This window comes from Acidobacteriota bacterium, from assembly GCA_016208495.1.
GTDB lineage: Bacteria > Acidobacteriota > Blastocatellia > Chloracidobacteriales > Chloracidobacteriaceae > JACQXX01.
The window spans coordinates 20,912-39,432 of the sequence record JACQXX010000091.1; the positions used below are offsets into that span (position 1 = coordinate 20,912).

An 18,521-nucleotide genomic window follows, 5' to 3' on the forward strand; every position below is an offset into this window, starting at 1 on the left:
GTCAATAGTGACTTATGTCAAAGGTCAATAGTGGCTTATGTCAAAGGTCAATAGTGGCTTATGTCAAAGGTCAATAGTGACTTATGTCAAAGGTCAATAGTGACTTATGTCAAAGGTCAATAGTGACTTATGTCAAAGGTCAATAGTGGCTTATGTCAAAGGTCAATAGTGACTTATGTCAAAGATCAATAGTGACTTATGTCAAAGGTCAATAGTGGCTTATGTCAAAGGTCCATACCTTACCATCAGGGAAAGAAAATGGTATCAGAAAATCAAATCTGGATAATATCAAAGCTTTCGTATCCCGTTGCAAACCTTCCTAAAACATAAGGCGCGCACAGGGGCAAACTGAGATACCCTATAGTATAAGGACATAAGTGAGGGTATATCGTGAAAAAAGACCCTTCTCACGGGAAAAAATACGAAAGCTCAAGCGAGTGCTTTTGAAATCAGTCCATCCTGAAGTATCATAGTCCTTTCAACGTCAATAAAGCGTCTGTATTCAATCCCCAGTGTCGATTGGCATGATCTTTTTACCGATACGGATCCGATTCTCTTTGGCGAGATGAGGCCACCCGGGCTTTGATCCATGTCCAAACCAATGACTCTCCTATCTTTCATAAATTCTTTGGATTAGAGGATTTAGATTTTTCAACCAATCGAACCAGGCAACATGAAGCAGCAACATCAAGCCAAATTTACCATCATTTCACCCCACGGCCAGCGAACTGAATACCCCATAACGGCAACACCTGTCTCTATTGGACGCAATGAGCAGAACATGATTGTGCTGTTTGACGAGCGGGCGTCACGCTTTCATGCGGTCATTGAACAAAACGGCAGTTCCTTTGTCATTCGTGATGACCTCAGCCGTAATGGAACATTTGTCAATGGGTTAGAACTTCCTCGCAAGGTCAACCGGGTTTTGATTGATGGAGATGAAATCCGGGTCGGTAACTTCCGACTGCAGTTCCATCTCACCCAAACTTCCGCTGCCAACCTCGACTACGATGACCGGCCAATTGCTGAAGGAACGGTCGTTTTTAAGAGTGCCGCCGATTTATTAAAGCCTCTGACCACGCTTTCAGGGGATGTTTCCCGGCTGGCCAGTGGGGGCTTTCCTTCAGTTCCCTCGGGTTCCAAATTGAATCAGGTTGAAGCCGCCGCTTCACCGTTCACCATGATTGACCAGTCGTTTGCCACCGAAATGGAGATCCTGGCCAAACGCAGCCGCATCCTGGAGTTTGTTTATGAACTCAACAAGATGCTGAACCGGGTTTTCAAAATCGAGGAAATTTACGAAAAGATTGCCGAGCAGATTTTTAAGATCTCAAATGCGGGGCGAATCATCTTTGCCCAGCCGAATGAAGAAGAGGTAGAGATCAACTGGGGGAAATATCGGGATGAATCGGTGTTAAAGAAATATGACGGTATTCCGGTCAGCCGAACCATTATTCGGCGGGTGATTCGGGACCGGGTCTCGTTGCTTTCGGTTGACCCGATGGCTGACCCAGGGCTGAAGCAGCATGATACCTTTCGATTAGGCCGGATTCGGTCGGTGATGTGTGTGCCGATGCTTGGCCAGGAGGAAAAGGCGTTGGGTGCCATTTATGTTGATCGCCCGGACCCGATCAGTTTTACCAACGAAGATCTCAACTTTCTCACCGCGCTGGCTGCCAATTCCGCCATGGCGGTCGAAAACATCAAAGTTCACGAGAAATTGTTGCATGATGCCGAAGCCCGGCTGGCTTATCAGCGGTTTCTGCCCCCGTTTGTGGTTGAACAAATTATGGCTGACCCAGACAGCCTGGCTCTGGGCGGAGTCAATCAAATTGTCACGGTGCTCTTTGCCGATATTCGTGGGTTTACCACCCTGTCGGAACGGAAATCACCTCAGGAAATCGTCAGCTTGTTGAATCGGTACTTTGAGCGGGCCGCCGCCGCCATTTTCAAATACAACGGCACCCTGGATAAATTTATTGGCGATGGCATCATGGCGTTGTTTGGCGCTCCAAAACCGTCTGATGCGGATGCCGTGAATGCCATTCAGGCCGCGATTGAACTGAAACGGCAGGTGACTGAATTCAACCAGGAGCTCGAAGCTGAAAACTCGGATATACAACTCACCATTGGAATTGGCATTAACACGGGTGAGGTCACGGTCGGGTATATCGGGTCAAAATTGCGAACCGATTATACGGTGATCGGAGACCCGGTGAATTTGGCGGCCCGGTTGGAGTCAAATGCGAAAAATGGTCAGATTTTGATTGGAGAACAAACTTATGTTGCCGCTCGGGCTTATATGCTTGGGTTGCACGACGATGTGTTGAATAGCAGTCTGGATGGAACCGCCTGGTCTGAATCCGGAAGCCAGAAGTTTGATTTTTCCATGCGGCCTATTGGAGGCTTGAAAGTAAAGGGCAAAACCAAGTCGGTTCAGGTCTATCAGGTCTATTGGGATGGCCAACCCCCGGAGTCCAGATTGGAACCGGCCTCTCCGCCACCTCAAGGGAGCCCCGATCCAAAGGCCGAAGCCGGCTCCGAACGCCGCAAGGAACCACGTATCTTGCTGGCCATTAAAATTCAGGTCCGGGGCAACGGCATTGATGGCCGCCCTTTTGACGAGGTGTGTGTGACCGAAGATATCAGTGTGTCTGGCGCCTGTCTGGCCCTGGTCCATGAGGTTCGCGTTGGGGACCATCTGGTCATTCGCGGAACCGATAGCGTATTTCAGGCCCAGGCCGAGATTCGGTCAGTGAAATTTGCCCACAACCACTATCGGACCGGCATTCAATTTATTTCCAATTATCCAGTCTGGCAATTAAAGTGAAGTATTTTATTGCTTAATTGGGTAAAAACGCAAAAACTTAAAGATGTTTCAAGGTGAAAACATCTATTCCATCGAAAAAAGGGGAGTATCACAACCACATGTTTGAAGGTAAACCACTTACGGGTGATGTTGCAGTTGTGACCGGTGGCGGTACCGGCCTTGGTCGGTCAATGGCGCTTCGGTTTGCTGAATTAGGTGCCAGGGTGGTCGTCACCAGTCGAGCCCTGGATAATTTGGAAGCCGTCGTCAACGAAATCTCTGAAAAAGGTGGCGAAGCCCACGCCATCGCCTGTGATGTTCGCGATTATGGCCGCGTCGAGGAAGTCGCCGCCGAAGTCGCCGACCGCTTTGGCCCAACCACCATCCTGGTCAACAATGCCGCGGGAAACTTCCTGGCACCAACCGAAACCCTGTCGGCAAACGCCTTTAACAGCGTGGTTGGCATTGTGCTCAATGGAAGTTTTCATTGTACCTCAGTGTTTGGAAAGCAAATGATTGCGGCTGGAAATGGGGGCCGCATCCTGAGTATCGTTACAACCTATGCCTGGATGGGCTCAGCCTTTGTGGTGCCGTCAGCCTGTGCCAAAGCGGGTGTGCTGGCGATGACCCGCTCGCTGGCCGTGGAATGGGGGCGGCATAAAATTCGAGTCAATGCTATTGCCCCAGGCCCCTTCCCTACGCCAGGTGCCTGGGAAAAATTGATGCCCAGCCCCGAGTTTGAAGCCGAGGCCAAACGCCGCAATCCATCACGCCGCTTTGGTGAGCATATTGAGTTGGCGAACCTGGCGGCATACCTGGTTTCGCCCTACAGTGACTATATCAATGGGGAATGTGTGGTCATTGATGGTGGCGAGTGGTTGATGGGAGGCGAATTTAACCATCTGGCAACCCTTCCACCAGAAATGTTAGCTGCCATGGCCTCGAAAATCCGCAAACCAAAGAAAGACGGGTAAGGGTCGCATTCCTTTCAGGAGGTGCTGATTGTGAGGCCAGGATGAACGCCCTTGAGGATTGGTTCAATCCAACCAAACCGGAAAGTACCTCCGCCGTTACTCAAACGGGTGGTAAAATTTCAACTGAAGTCAAAAACTGGGACAAGGGGAAAATAAGAAAAACTTATGAAATACGACGTTGGTGGCGAAGTCGATACCTATTGCGGAAAGTGCAAACTTGAACGGACTCACAAAATTGTGGCGGTTGATCCAGATGGTTCAATTGTAAAGGTCGTTTGTGCAACCTGTGAGTCATACCACAAATATAAAGCACCAAAGGTTGTAAAAGAGCGGACGACGCGGGTTTCCAAATCCACGAAGAAGGACAAACCGGCTCAAATTGATTTTTCCATGATTGAAATGATGACTAAGTCTGCGGTTCCATACTCAGTCCGAACCCTGTACCAAATTGGGGATGTGATTGACCATACCACTTTTGGTTTAGGACAGGTGGTGGCCATCGAAGAAGACAAAATTGATGTCCACTTTGGGGTCGGAATCAAAAAACTGGTCCATGGCCGAAACTGAAGAAAGCGGGCTGAAAAATCTCGGGCTTGGGGCTGAAGAAACTGGGCTCAGGGCTTGGGGCTGAAGACTCGCAAGCTCGGGGCTGAAGACGTCGGGCGGAAAACTTTGGGCTGAGGGTTGAAAAAAATGGGATTTCAACCCTCAGCCCGTTTTCTTCAGCCCCAAGCCCTGAGCCCGAGGATTTTCAGCCCGTTTTCTTCAGTCCTGGTTTCAAGCCGGATCATGCGTCAATTTTGAATGCCGATCATAAGCCTGAATAATCATTTGAACCAACCGGTGGCGAACCACGTCGCGGTGGGTAAATTTAATAAACGAAATCCCTTCGATTCCCTCCAAAATCTGCTGAACCTCAATCAAGCCAGAGGTTTTTCCAAAGGGAAGGTCAATTTGGGTCACGTCACCGGTAATGATTGCCCGTGAACTGTGACCAATTCGGGTGAGAAACATTTTCATTTGCTCTGAAGTTGTATTTTGGGCTTCATCCAAAATGATAAATGCATCTGACAGAGTTCGACCCCGCATAAAGGCGAGCGGGGCAATTTCGATGATGCGCTTTTCCAGCATCTTGGCAATTTTATCGTATTCAGCCAGGTCAAACAGGGCATCATAAAGCGGTCTGAGATAGGGATCCACCTTATCTTGCAAATCCCCGGGCAAAAACCCAAGCCGTTCTCCGGCTTCCACGGCGGGCCGGGTCAAAATAATGCGAGTGACCCGTTTGTTCCACAGCGCCTGCAACGCCATGGCCACGGCTAAAAAGGTTTTTCCCGTACCGGCTGGCCCAATTCCAAATACAATATCATTGGTATCAATTGCTTCGAGATAGCGCCGCTGGTTAGTGGACCGGGCAGACACCATCTTCTTCCCGGTCGGGTTAAATCGCACCGTTTTGGTGAAATAGGTTCGCAGCGTCAGGGTCCGATCATCGGCAATCTGTTTAAAAGCCACTTTCAGTTCGTCGCTGCCTGGTGTCACACCTTCATTCATCAAACTGACGAAGTCTTCAAGAATCTGTTCTACCAGCCGTGTATCTTCGTCGCTACCCTCCACCATCAGGTCACTGCCACGCATTCCAACACGGACATTGAGTAAGGTTTCAAGATACTTGATGTTTTCATCAAAAGAACCAAACAAAACTTCGATGCCTTTTTCAGGAAGGAGCAATTTCTTCAATTGAATTTCCTCACAAAAACCTTGAATCAAGGGGTTGGGGGTGAATGTACAGGCTCTGGGACGACCGTTCCAACCCTCGAAACTCCAGCAACCATGGCTCAATGAGCGTCAAAAACAACGAGGGTGGTGATCAAAAATCCCAGTCCAACTATAAAAAGCGATGCTAAAACTAGCTAAAGATTAGACTTATGTCAACGAGGAAGTCAGAGGTGGGTCCATATCCATAAATTTTTACAACCGAAGTTGGACCCGACTTCAAAAAACTTCCAGATCCTTGAAAAATCATAGGTTATCGCCCACACAACCCAGGATTGACCCTCAGCTCAAGAATAAAAGAAGTGCCTTGTCGGCTGGAAGGGTTTGGACCATAATCACAGACCCGTGTAACGTGGCCATTAACTCATCTCACCATGCAGCCTAGCAGCCATCCCCGAAAAATCCAGGTTTTTCTATGCCGTGCTCTGAATCTTTCCAAGTTGCAATCACCCGTATTTGTCTTTCCGTGATCTTCCTGTTCTGTTTGAGCCAATCGGCAGTCGGCCAGTCACCCACCATTACCTCGGTAAAACCAGAACAGACCCCGGTTGGCCAGATTCCGGCGAAAGTGGTGTTAAAAGGAACCGGTTTTGAAGCCAATTCAGTGGTGGTGATCAATACCACGCCGGTCAGTGCCAAAATAAAACCTTCGGGGAAAAAAATTGTCATCAAGGAGCTCCCGGCTGAGTTGTTTCAAACCAGCGGATTGCTTGAGATAAAAGTGATTCCAGCAACCGGCCAGGAATCAAATATTATTCGTCTGACGGTTGGAAGTCTCAATACGATCCAGCTCATAGCCCCGGCTGAACTGGTGGTAAATGTTGGTGACACCGTGTCCCTGCAGGCTCAGGTCCTGGATGCCCAGGGCGTCCCGCTCCCCAATGAAGTGATTTCCTATTCCACCCTCACGCCTGATCAGGCGACCGTTGACCAGACCGGTATCGTCACTGGAGTCCAAACCGGGGCGGCAACGATTCGGTTAACCTCGGGTGAAGCCATTCGGGACCTGGTGATTACGGTTACAGATGTGGCGAGTATTCCTTCAGGAATTGTCGGCGATGGCGATATCAAAGTTGATTCCCAAAATCGCGTGTATGCGACCGATCTCCGACGACACATCATTCGGAGCGCCCCAGTTGGCCAGCCGCTGGTTGAATTTGCTGGTGCACCTGATCTACCGGGAAATATTGATGGTGCGTTGACGTCCTCGCGCTTTAACGGCCCACTCGGGTTAGGGTTAGGAAACAATTCCCAGTTTGTGTATCTGGCTGATACTGCCAACCAGTCAATTCGGCGCTTTAATCGTGAAACCGGAACGGTCGAAACCGTGGTTGGTTTGGCCGATGTGGCCGCTGTGGCTGGTGTGGATTCCTGGGGACCGCGCGGAGTCGTCGAAGCCCAGCCCGGGGACCTCTACATTACGGATGCCGATAACCATGTTGTCTGGAGAGTCCGCCTTGGAACCCCAAATGAAATCTCGGTTTTTGCCGGCACAATCGGTCAGCCGGGAATCCTGGATGGCGTTGGAAACAATGCGTTGTTTAACGCACCACAGGATCTGGTCAGTGGGACGCAGCAAAGCATCCTGGTTGTCACAGACCGTGGAAATCGTCTGGTGAGATTAATCGCGTTACCCGACGGCCAGGTCACCACGGTTGGCAGTATTGTCAGTGCCCGTGCCTTGACCCGAACCAACCGGTATGTACCAAAGCAAAGTGTGACGTTTGGTGATCCACAGGGCGTTGAAATTGATTCGATTGGCAATTTGTATGTCACGGATGGAAACACGGTTCGGGTGGTTGAACTCCAGGATACAACCTTTGTGGTCAGTGACTTAGCCCAAAGCGGCACCTTTCAAAATGCCACGGGAATTTCCCTGGCTGGTGGTTCAGCTTATGTTCTGGATTCAGGAAAGCAGCAAGTCATCCGGGTGACACTTGGGGCGCCGCCTTCAATTTCCGACCTCAACATCAACGAAATCAAAGCTGGTCAAAGCACTGAATTGACGATTAACGGGTCAAATTTTATTCCTAACACCCAGGTCAAAATCGGAGCTCAATTGGTGTATACGGTGCGGGTTGAAAATGCCAGCCGAATCCGGTGTTTGCTCCCACCGCAACCGGAAAGCGGTCCGCTCCAGATTACGGTTCAGCATCGGGGTGGTTCGGCGACAACCACGGTGAATGTGGTCAGCGCGCCATTTTTCCAACTGGCGCTGGAACCCTTTGAACGATCCGTAACAGCGGGTCAAATGATTGATTACAAGGTTCGAATTCAGCGGTCCAACTTTGAAGGAAATGTAGCCTTGTCAGTCAGCGGTCTTCCGACTGGCGCCCAGGCCCGATTCCAGCCAAATGTGACTACGGCAGGTGAATCAACGCTGACAGTTGCCACCGCCAACACGATTGAACCCGGCAAATATCCAATTCAGGTGACTGGGTTTACCAGCGGGGTAACCGCGACGGCGGAAGGCTTGCTGATTGTAACCCGCCCGGAACCGGGCACCGTTGCCATTTCGATCAATCCATCAACCAAAACTATCGCACCTGGGCAAAATGCGACCTTCCAAATTGCCCTGAACCGCTCAAATTTCATCGGACCAGTCAAATTACTGGCTGAAGGTGTACCAGGTGGTGCCCGGGTCGATTTTGCTCCATCTGAATTGAATGGAAATAGTTCAATTCTGACGATTACCACGCTCAACACGGTGGCTGAAGGTACTTATCGAATTTTAATTAAAGGACTGGCGGAAAATACACCAGTTCAAGCTGCCACATTGACCTTGACGATTCAAAAAGCCGCCAGTGGGGGAGGCGTACGCATTGTGGCGACGCCAGCTTCCCAAACCATCACTGCCGGCCAGGCAGCCACTTTTAATTTAGAATTGCAGCGAACCAATTTCAGCGGTGACGTCCGCTTCTCGGTATCTGGTCTGCCACCTGGGGCCACGGCGAGTTTTCGGCCAGAAAGCACGACTGGAACCAACTCACAATTGATTGTCACGACTGCTGCCAGCACTCCGACCGGAACCGTCAAAATCAACATTTCCGGTTCCGCCTCGGGGACTTCAGTGACACCGACCTCGGTGACTTTAGCAATCAATTCAAGTGGTGGAGGAGGATCCACTGTCAGGGTCCAGGTATCTCCGGAGACAAAAACCATTCAGGCCGGGCAATCAGCCAGTTTTGCCGTGAATTTGGTTCGAACCAATTTTACAGGTGAAGTCCGGTTTGCGTTGCTTGGATTACCAGCAGGTACCCAGGCCACCTTCAATCCAGAGAAGACCACGGGCACCACTGCCACGCTGACCATTGCGACTTTGACCAGCGTGACCCCAGGCAGTTATGCGTTGACGGTTTCGGGAACTGCCTTCGGCGCCGGTATTTTTCCAGCGACGGCAACCCTGGTGGTCTCGGGCAATGGCGGCGGCAATGGCAGCGTTTCCCTTTCAACCAATCCAACCAGCCAGACAGTTCAAGCTGGTGAGGTGGCCCAATATTCAATTCGATTAAATCGAAACAACTTTGATGGCGAGGTCAAACTTGGGATTGGCACTTTGCCGGCGGGAGTCACCGCCCGGTTCGACCCAGATCGAACCACGGGAAATAGTTCGCAATTGACCTTGCAGGTGGGTGTCAGCACTCCAGGCGGTACCTACCAGATTCCAGTGGGTGGCCTGGCCACTGGCGCGACGATCAGTGGCACAACCCTGATGTTGATCGTAAACACAGCTCCGCAAGCCTCGGTCACCATTTCGGTTTCACCACCATCCCGAACCCTTACGCTGGGTGGCAGCGCATCTTTCTCGATCAATCTGGCCCGAATGAACTACACTGGCGCGGTCTCCCTCAGCGCGGCGGGTCTTCCTACGGGCGTGACCGCCGTTTTTAATCCCGAAAGCACGCTTGGCAACAGCGCAAATTTAACGCTTTCGGCCAGAACTGATGCTCCGACGGGCACCTACACGATTCGAATCAACGGCGCCACCACCGGAGGCGTCACCATCAATCAACCAACCATAACCATAACCATTCAACGATGAGTTCCAAAGCGAAACCTGTTCCGACTGAAACCGAATCGCATCAGTCACTTGCCGCACGATCCTGGACCCTTGACCAGGCGTTTGAACATTGCCGCCGGATTGCGTTGGGGCATTATGAAAACTTCCCGGTTGGCTCGCTTTTGATCCCCAAAGCGCATCGTCCGCATGTCTACAGCGTCTATGCTTTTGCCCGGGCGGCGGATGATTTTGCCGACGAAGGAACGTTGAGTCAGGCTGAACGCCTGGGACTTATGGAAAACTGGCGAGAGCAGCTTGTTGATTGTGTTAATGGAAAGGCAACCCACCCGGTATTTCTGGCGCTGGCTGAATCAATCAAAGTCAACCGACTGCCACTCCAACTGTTTCATGATCTGCTGGATGCCTTTACGATTGATATTGAGCGGTCACGTCACCAGACTTTTGACGCCTTGCTTGACTATAGCCGCTGTTCAGCCAATCCGGTGGGTCGGCTGATTTTGCTGTTGTTTGGGCACCGTGACGAGCAACTGGCGTGCTGGTCGGATGATATTTGCACGGCATTGCAACTGACCAATTTCTGGCAGGATGTTCTGGTTGATCTGGCCAAAGACCGGATTTACATCCCACTGGGCGAAATGGAACGCTTTGGCTATACCGAATTGGACCTTAAAGCTGGTCGTTACACCCCGGAATATATTGCCTTGATGCAGTCGCTGGCTGATCGAACCGCTGCCCTGTTTGAACGCGGCAAACCATTGTGTTCGGCGGTTGGAGGTCGCCTTGGGTGGGAATTGCGGTTGACGTGGCGCGGAGGAACGAGCATTTTGGAAGCCTGTCGGCGCAATCAATTCAATGTGTTCCAGAATCGTCCTGTGATTGACACCCGGCAGAAACTCAAAATTGCCTTGACAGCCTGGCTCCCGCTATGAAGAGTCTCCCCCGATTCTGAAGTTCCCCAGTGGCATGGATTTTCAGCATAAGAAACCACGGAAACCACGGAATACACAGAAAATAAATCCAGGTTCTTCAACGATTTCTGAGATTCTACCGAAACACGAACCGAGGAAATAGTTGTCTGAAAAACGAGAGCCGCCATTTTCAAACCGCAGCCATGTCCCAGACCATTGACCAATCCAATCAAACCGCCGAAGTCATTACCCATCAATCGAGTACCAATTTCCTGTACTCTTTTTTGGTCTTACCACGTCCAAAACGCGAAGCAATTGAAACAGTCTACGCCTTTTGCCGGGTGGTTGATGATATTGTGGACGAAGAACATCCCGCCACCGACCCACGCCAGGAACTCAACCGCTGGCGCGCGGAAATTGCCAGTTGTTTTGACGACCAGACACCAGCCACGCAACTTGGCCGCGATATTAAACGGATTGTGGCCCAGTTTCCCATTCCCCAACATTTGTTTGAGGACATGATTGATGGAATGGAGATGGATCTGGATCAGCGTCGGTATGCCACATTTGAAGAACTGGAAGAATATTGTTATCACGTGGCAAGCGTGACCGGTCTGATGTGCATTGAAATCTTTGGGTACAGCCAGCCAGGCACCAGAGACTATGCCATCAAACTGGGAAAAGCCCTGCAAATGGTCAATATCATGCGGGATTTGAAAGAGGACACACGGCGCGGACGGGTATACCTGCCCCAGGATGAACTCATCCAGTTTGGATATTCTGAAAAGGACCTGTTTTCCGAAGTGTACAATTCGAATTTTGTGGCCCTGATGCGACACCAGGGAGAACGAGCGCGGACCTTTTTCAAACAGGCTCGCGAAGCACTGCACCCAACTGACCGCCCACGGATGGTCTCAGCCGAGATTATGGGACGGATTTACTTCAAAATTCTCGAACGGATCGAAGCCGCCAGCTACAACGTGTTTGACGATACCTTCAAATTGAGCAAAGCCGAAAAAGCACTGGTTGCCATCAGTACCTGGTTAAGAATGCGACTACGATGAGTCAGTACCATCTGCGTGAGCGGGTGGGTGGCGGAGAAAAAAGGACACAAAGGACATAAAAGACGGAAACGACATTCTTTCGAAGATCTCAAACCTTTAAGAAACTATGACGAACCCATTGTTACCACTCTCAAAAACAGTCGTCGTCATTGGCGGAGGCTTTGCCGGGCTGGCTACGGCCACGGCGCTGGCTGAGGCTGGGTATCAGGTTCAGGTCATTGAACGCCGGCCATTTTTGGGTGGGCGAGCTTACTCGATGCGCGATGCGAAAACCGGTGATGTGATTGATAACGGCCAGCATTTGATGATGGGGTGTTATCGCGAGACATTTGCGTTTCTGCGCCGAATTGGGAGTTTCGATCTGGTTGAATTCCAAAATCAGTCGCGGGTGGATTTTCTGGACCGCGATAGTCACCAGACGTTGGAATGTCCAAACCTTCCGGCGCCGCTTCACTTGCTGGCCGGATTGTTCCGATTGGGTGGGATTTCATTCGGAGACAAACTCCGGACGCTCAGAATTGGCGGTGCCTTGCGCTTGAGAAATGGCGCGCTGGAAAAAAAACTCGGCCATTTGACAGTTGATCAATGGTTGTCGGCCTGTGGGCAATCGGCGCTGATGAAAGAACGGTTCTGGGAACCACTGACAGTGGCCACGCTCAACGAAGCGCTCACCGTGGCGCCCGCCAAACTCCTGGCCCGGGTGCTCCAGGATGGCTTTGGCGGCACGAAGCAGGATTCCTGCATGGTGACTTCAAAAGTTGGCTTGAGTGAGCTTTATACTGAACAATCAAAACAGTTTATCGAAGCGCGTGGTGGAAAAGTCCTGGTCAACACGGCGGTTTCAAAGGTTGTGATTGAATCAAACCGTTTTGTGGGCATTGAACTGGCTGGCGGTGAGCGTATCACTGCCGAAAGTTGTGTGAGTGCTGTTCCCTACTTTGCCCTCAAGAAGCTCCTGCCCGCCGAAGTTTTTGAAACCTCGCCTTTTTTTGCCGGCTGGAAAGATTTTCAATCAGCCCCAATTGTATCCATCAACGTGTGGTTTGACCGACCCGTGATGGATCTGGCGTTTGCCGGAATGATTGGGACGCGAATCCAGTGGGTGTTTAACAAAGAAGTCATCGTCAAACACAATCCGCGCGATTTGCAACACCTGGCGCTCATCATCAGCGCCGCGCACGACTTTGCCAAAATTCCGAAAGAACACCTGGTCGAACTGGCCGTGGAAGATCTTCGCTCGGTGTTACCCGCCGCACGCGAAGCGAAGGTGGTGCATTCGTTCGTGGTCAAAGAACACGACGCCACGCTTTCCGCTTCGCCCGAAGTCGAAAAAGCCCGTCCAAATCCCCAGACACCGATTTCAAATTTTCTGCTGGCCGGAGATTGGACCAACACTCACCTGCCAGCCACGATTGAAGGCGCGGTTCTGAGCGGGCATCTCTGTGCGAGACTGGTGTCAGGTAGCCTGTGACCGGTTTGGTTTCATTCGTGGCCTTCTGATTTTGGAACAACGCATAGTATTTCAAAACCTGCTTGTTTAAAGTGGTAACTGAATTACATCCTCCTCTTCGATTCCCAATTCCACAAATGCACAGTGAGGTAAGCGATGAGTACTCCAATCACGCAAAAAATTGCCACGACGGATGGTCATGAAATTGCCGCCCGTTTTTATTTTCCAGATCAAGAAGCAAAAGCAGTAGTGGTGATTGTTCCAGCCATGGGAGTGCATCAGGAATATTATGGTCCGTTTGCCCAATGGCTGACAGAGCAAGGATTTCTGGTGGCGACGTTTGACTATCGTGGGACGGGGTTTTCGCGCGTTCGACCTCTGCGCGAAGTCAAAGCCAACATTTTTGACTGGGCGCGCTATGACACCGGCGCCGTGGTCGAAGCAGTTTTTCAGCAAGCAAACGGCAAACCCGTTTACTGGATTGGACACAGTCTGGGTGGCCAAATCGTGCCATTTGTCCCGCGCCACGAACAAATCACCAAAGTGATAACGGTTGGAACCGGAAGCGGCTACTGGCGGGAAAATGCACCAGAACTTCGCCGCCGGGTGTGGTGGCTCTGGTTCTTTGTGGCGCCGGTCTCGATGCGACTGTTCGGCTATTTTCCAGGAAAACGACTCCGGAAAGTGGGCGATGTTCCACGCGGTGTGATGGAACAATGGCGCCGGTGGTGTTTGCATCCGGAATATGCCGTCGGCGTTGAAGGTGAAGCGGTTCGGAAACAATTTGCCGCCGTCAATACTCCGATTGTCTCGCTTTCCTTTGAAGATGATGAGTTTATGTCTGCGCGCAACACTGAATCGTTACACGGTTTTTATGTCAACGCTCCGCGCGAAATGAAGCGGTTTGCCCCAGCCGATATCGGTGAAAAGCGAATCGGCCACTTTGGGTTTTTTAAAGCCAAATTTAAACAGAAGCTATGGGAAGCAGTTCTTTTGCCTGAGTTAACCTGAAAGGCAAAAAGGCAAAAAGGTAAAAAGGCAAAAGGGACATAAAGGACATAAAGGACATAAGCAAAAAGGGGAAAGAACTGTAGATTCTTTCCCCTTTTTGCTTTTTCGAAAACCCGGAACCCGGAACCCGGAACCCGGAACCCGGAACCCTGCTCTTCCCTTACCGTGACGCAAATTTTCCAATCAGTTCGAACAACGGCAAATAGAGTGAAAAGACCAGAAATCCGACAATGATTCCGACCACCACCAACGAAACGGGTTGAACGTAGCTGGCCAGTTCGTCACGAACGCAATTGGCATTGTGTTTGAGCAGCTTCACATATCGCTCAAGCTGGGCCAGGCTCGCGTGTTCCTCATATGATTTCAACTGTGCATACAATGATGAAGCCTCGGAAAACACCGGATGCATGGTGGCAAGCGACAAATGGATGTATTGCGGTGTGCCGCGTTCAAAATTCAACGCGGCTTCCTGGCCAGCTTCGCGCAGTTCGGAATTGGACATCGCTTCAACCGCCAGGGCAAAGGCATTGGTCATGGTTTCACCAGCTTCACGAAGCAAAATAAAGGTGCTCAAAAAGTTCACCGTGTCAATGAGCGCAATGTAGCGGTTGAGTCTGGGAAACCTGAGCCAGCATTGATCTTCAAACCGGCGCACGTTCGGATTGGTTTGACGAAACCAGAAATACCCTAAAAAGCTCCCAGCCAGCCCAATTACCATCACCGGCCAGTTGGTTGAGGCAAAGGCCGAAATATCGAGGACCAGTTGGGTTGTCCAGTGGAACTCAGCCTTTCCAAGCAGCCCTTCATACAGTAGCGTAAACCCCGGTACAATTTTGATCAGCGCCACGGCCAGCACCACAGTCGCCACCACAAACACAAACACCGGATAGCGCAACACGCTTTTCAAATGATCCTTCAGGATTTTTTGCTCGGTGAGGTAATCTACCTGACGACGAAGCGCCATCCCATAGCGTCCGGTTTGTTGCGCGGCATTCAAAATCGCCAGAAATTGTGGGTCAAACACTCCAGGAAACTGCTGGGCCGCCGTATGAAGCGGTTGTCCCAGATCAGCCACCAGCGACGCCAGTTCCCGGATAAACTCCTCGCCCTGTGGTTTGCCGCTCAGCAGAAAAGCCAGCGGGTCCTGGGCGGTATCCTTAAAGTGATCAATGGTCCGAACTCGAGTTTGTAAAGCGGTCACCAGAGGGATTCCTGATTCGAGTTCGGTTGCCAGTTGATCGAAAATCTGGATTTTTTCTTCGAGCGGAAGCTGAAGCTGCCTTCGCTGAAGGGCTTTCTCGTTCTCAAGTGTGGTTGTTGCGGTTTGCATGGTCATTGTCCGGGTTGTCATATATTTAGGGCTCAGGGTTCAGGGTTGTTTGGAAGAATGAAGAATGTGGTTAGTGGTTAGTGCCTGGCTCTTCTTCGAAAGTATTGCTTTCCAACCATTAATCATTCTATGGGCTCTTCATTCTTCATTCTAAATGGGTATTACTACATTTCCATCGTTTCAAAGACTTCGGCTTCAATGACCGAATCATTGATTGGCGAAGCGTTACGGGGTGCCTGGGGTGCGGTTTCTGTGTCTTGTGATGGTTGAGTTCGTTTATATGCTTCGACTTCCGTATCGAGGTCACGGACATATTGTTCGAAATCCTCAAACCGGTACCCAGGCACACCTTCATAGGTTGGATCAATGCCGTTATAAACTGTCATCGCCGTCGCCAAATCAATCACTCCAGCCTGCACATAACATAATGCGGATCGCAAAATCGTCCAGTGGTTCAACTTTAAGGCAGTTGAGCGAATTTCGCCTAAACTGGTCTGGGTTTGTAATTGTCGGCGTTGAAACGGAGCATCCCAAATTTCAAACAGGCCCATTCGACCCCGGTATCCTCGACCCCGGCCCTGGTAACTGCAATGGGGGCAGGGTTTCCCATCTAAAATTCCAGTTGCCCGGCGCGGGCGAAATCGCATGACATCCACGTTCCAATGTTCAAGCACTGCCCGCAGGTGCGGATATTGCTGGTTGTTCCAAACCGTGGTTGGGTCTTCATCCATCGCACAATAGTCACACAATTTGGGAACGAGTTTTTGATAAATCACCCCAATCAGGACTTCACCGACCATTTCCGGCGGAATGCCGTACATTTGCAGGCGCGGCAAAATATCAAACGGAGACTTGGCGTGCAGCGTGCATTGGGTGTAATGGCCAGATTGGGCGGCTCGAATGGCAAACTGGGCTTTGTCGGCATCGTTAATTTCGCCCATTTGAATCACCTGCACATTGCTGCGTAAAATGGACGGTAAATAATCTGAAGTTTGCATCCCGCGATGGCGCGCCACCTGGGTCTGGAAAGCAAACGGAATGTCTGTTTCAACCGGATCTTCAAGGCTGATGAAGGCTTTCCCTGGAAATCGCCGATGAATTTCAGCGCTGATTGACATTAAGGTTCCGTTTTTGCCTGAATTCATCACCCCGCAGACCGGCAGTAAGCCGGTTGAACCCTGGACATATTTTTCAATCATCCGTTGCTGGAATGGAAGCAATCCCAGTTCCCCCAACCCTCGGATCTCTTCATTTTTTCGCAAAATCCGAATGGTGATCATGGCCAGCGGCACCTGCCGGGCTGAAGCTTTCAGGTATGGGAAAATACAAATTCGACCGTCAAATTCCAGGATTTTGCCCTGGTTCGAAATCTTAAAATGAATGTCTCCGTCGTGGGTTTTATGGGTTTCAAGGTCTGGAATTCCAGCATCTGATTTGGCCAGGTTGATCATTGACTGGTACACGGCAAAATCGAGGGGGATTTCCGCCTGACGCCGCCACTCGCCATCCAGAAACAATTCGTGCTGAATGGCACGCCGATCCCAGTCATAGAAGATTCGAACGTCCGAGGCTTCCTGACGAAAAGCGGAACCCGCGATATCGTAAAAGACCTGCTTGGTGTGGCTAAAGCTTTGGGAAACTTCAGTCTTTGGACGAGCGGTTGAATCAACCGACTGGGCGGCCCATTCACGTCTGACCGCCTGAACGTAGCGCCGGGTATCTCGCTGGGTAAATCCTTCATATCGGGTTTCGGCATAGAGTCGCTTGATTTCCCGGTCAATCACCTCGCGCGGAACCCGTCGAGGTTCACACCGAAACTCTCCGGCCAGACTTTCGTCCACTTGCGCCGCTGCGGCTATCGCCTTGCGAATATCAGCCCGATTGAGGAGGAATTCCAGCGTCTGGCGTCCATTTCCGTCGGCATACAAGGCATGAATGGTTGTTCCAACCAGGCATTCAATCAAGATTGCGTGACGTTCCGCCGTTTCACGAGGGATAACCGTTGCCACTGCGGTCTGGAATCGAAGTTCCAGATCCTTAGGATATGAATTTGAAATTCCCTTGAGGACATCTTCAGCGGCATGCCGGTTGGCTTTGAGTACCAGCCGGGAAACTTCGGGCAACGTCAATCGGGCGGCACGGGCCAGGCTTCGTTGAAAATTGAGCTGCTGCATCGCCTGAGTCAAATAGGCACAGCCGGCATCGTCAACCACGGCGGCTTTCAGTTCCTGTGGCGTTACTCCCAACAGCAGAACTTTGTGTTCCAGAGCTTCATTGATAGGAATCACTCCGGCCAGTTGCGGGTTTGATCGCAAATTGGGGCGGGTCATAAGTGAAAGTGCTGGTTTAAACATGACGGTTTGTCCTTTGGTTGAATCAGATTATGGAAACAGAAACATCAAATATTCAGGGTTCAGGGTTCAGGGTTCAGGGTTCAGAGATTTCAAATTTATGTCGTTTGTGTCCCTTTAGTCTTTTATGTCATTTTGGAACCTTGAACCCTGAACCCTCATTCTTATCGTTTTGCCAGAATCGTGCTGGTCGCTTCCACGATTTCTTTGGTTTGAACATCAACTGGAGCAAACCCTTTGAGGGTCATCGTGGTTGTGCCATCAACACTGCGCACTTCCTGTTCTGCAAAAACCAGCAACCGTTGATGGGTCCCCATCCATTCCAGGAATTTGAGTTGATTGAGAAACTGTCCACGCAACTGGATCACCAGTTTTGATTCATTGATTCCTGGCTTGTACGGAGCGTGGGTGTCGTCTTTGCGTTCGATAACCAGGTGGGCAGCGCGGGCTTGATTTTTCACCTGCTCAAATAACTCACCAAGTCCATCAACTGACGGTAAATACTTTGCCACTTGCTGATAGCGCTCACGGGTGGATTCAACTTCGGCAAGCAACTGGTCGTGTTCCTGGCGATACCGATCCGTGATGTCATTTTCCTTCTTTTGTTTGGCAATCATATCTTGCTGGGTATTAAGGGTTGACTGCCATTCCGAAAACCAAAACTGGTCACCGACGACCCAGCTACTGGCTGCCATCAAGGTGGCGATAATGAGTTGCTTTACAATTCGTTGAATCTGCATGGTTCAAATCTCCGCTGTTATGAATTATGAATTATGAATTATGAATTATGAATATTTAAAATGTTGATTATCAGCTAGATATAGTGA

At 50.6% G+C, this 18,521-nt stretch carries 12 protein-coding genes; 8 read left to right on the top strand and 4 right to left on the bottom strand.

Features of this window, described 5'->3' with window-relative positions:
* Window positions 1-673 precede the first annotated feature (673 nt).
* The 3 genes from HY774_18490 to HY774_18500 all read left to right on the top strand — a co-directional run bounded on the left by HY774_18490 (window position 674) and on the right by HY774_18500 (window position 4,350).
* Window positions 674-2,830 carry an FHA domain-containing protein gene (locus HY774_18490; GenBank protein ID MBI4750475.1) on the top strand — a complete coding sequence of 719 codons (2,157 nt, stop codon included), beginning with the start codon at window positions 674-676 and terminating at the stop codon, window positions 2,828-2,830.
* Window positions 2,831-2,928: 98 nt separating this feature from the next.
* Entirely contained in the window at window positions 2,929-3,783 is an 855-nt protein-coding gene (locus HY774_18495; GenBank protein ID MBI4750476.1) for an SDR family oxidoreductase, read from the top strand.
* A gap of 165 nt (window positions 3,784-3,948) precedes the next feature.
* On the top strand, window positions 3,949-4,350 hold the full coding sequence (locus tag HY774_18500) for a hypothetical protein (protein ID MBI4750477.1): 402 nt from the start codon (window positions 3,949-3,951) through the stop codon (window positions 4,348-4,350).
* 210 nt (window positions 4,351-4,560) lie between these two features.
* Here the strand turns inward: HY774_18500 and HY774_18505 are convergent, their stop codons facing one another.
* Complete coding sequence (locus HY774_18505) at window positions 4,561-5,523, bottom strand: PhoH family protein (protein ID MBI4750478.1); 963 nt, start codon at window positions 5,521-5,523, stop codon at window positions 4,561-4,563.
* A 520-nt stretch (window positions 5,524-6,043) separates the two neighbouring features.
* On the opposite strand from HY774_18505, the gene HY774_18510 reads away from it, so the two are divergent.
* The 5 genes from HY774_18510 (at window position 6,044) to HY774_18530 (ending at window position 14,013) form a co-directional block, all read left to right on the top strand.
* Entirely contained in the window at window positions 6,044-9,601 is a 3,558-nt protein-coding gene (locus HY774_18510) for an IPT/TIG domain-containing protein (GenBank protein MBI4750479.1), read from the top strand.
* A complete protein-coding gene (gene hpnC / locus HY774_18515; protein MBI4750480.1) occupies window positions 9,598-10,509 on the top strand; it encodes a squalene synthase HpnC in 912 nt (303 codons plus the stop codon). Before HY774_18510 ends, hpnC begins: the two co-directional genes overlap by 4 nt.
* Before the next feature lie 182 nt (window positions 10,510-10,691).
* Entirely contained in the window at window positions 10,692-11,552 is an 861-nt protein-coding gene (gene hpnD / locus HY774_18520; GenBank protein ID MBI4750481.1) for a presqualene diphosphate synthase HpnD, read from the top strand.
* A 106-nt stretch (window positions 11,553-11,658) separates the two neighbouring features.
* The gene (locus HY774_18525) at window positions 11,659-13,023 is read left to right on the top strand and encodes an FAD-dependent oxidoreductase (GenBank protein ID MBI4750482.1); all 1,365 of its coding nucleotides are present in this window, start codon (window positions 11,659-11,661) and stop codon (window positions 13,021-13,023) included.
* A gap of 135 nt (window positions 13,024-13,158) precedes the next feature.
* Complete coding sequence (locus HY774_18530) at window positions 13,159-14,013, top strand: alpha/beta fold hydrolase (GenBank protein MBI4750483.1); 855 nt, start codon at window positions 13,159-13,161, stop codon at window positions 14,011-14,013.
* Between the two features lie 160 nt (window positions 14,014-14,173).
* On the opposite strand, the gene HY774_18535 is transcribed toward HY774_18530, so the two are convergent.
* The 3 genes from HY774_18535 to pilO form a co-directional block, all read right to left on the bottom strand.
* Window positions 14,174-15,364, bottom strand: a complete 1,191-nt coding sequence (locus HY774_18535; protein MBI4750484.1) for a type II secretion system F family protein — start codon at window positions 15,362-15,364, stop codon at window positions 14,174-14,176.
* A gap of 143 nt (window positions 15,365-15,507) precedes the next feature.
* Window positions 15,508-17,697, bottom strand: a complete 2,190-nt coding sequence (tadA, locus tag HY774_18540; GenBank protein MBI4750485.1) for a Flp pilus assembly complex ATPase component TadA — start codon at window positions 17,695-17,697, stop codon at window positions 15,508-15,510.
* A gap of 161 nt (window positions 17,698-17,858) precedes the next feature.
* Window positions 17,859-18,434 (bottom strand): type 4a pilus biogenesis protein PilO, encoded by a 576-nt coding sequence (gene pilO / locus HY774_18545; GenBank protein ID MBI4750486.1) that lies wholly within the window; start codon window positions 18,432-18,434, stop codon window positions 17,859-17,861.
* Window positions 18,435-18,521 lie beyond the last annotated feature (87 nt).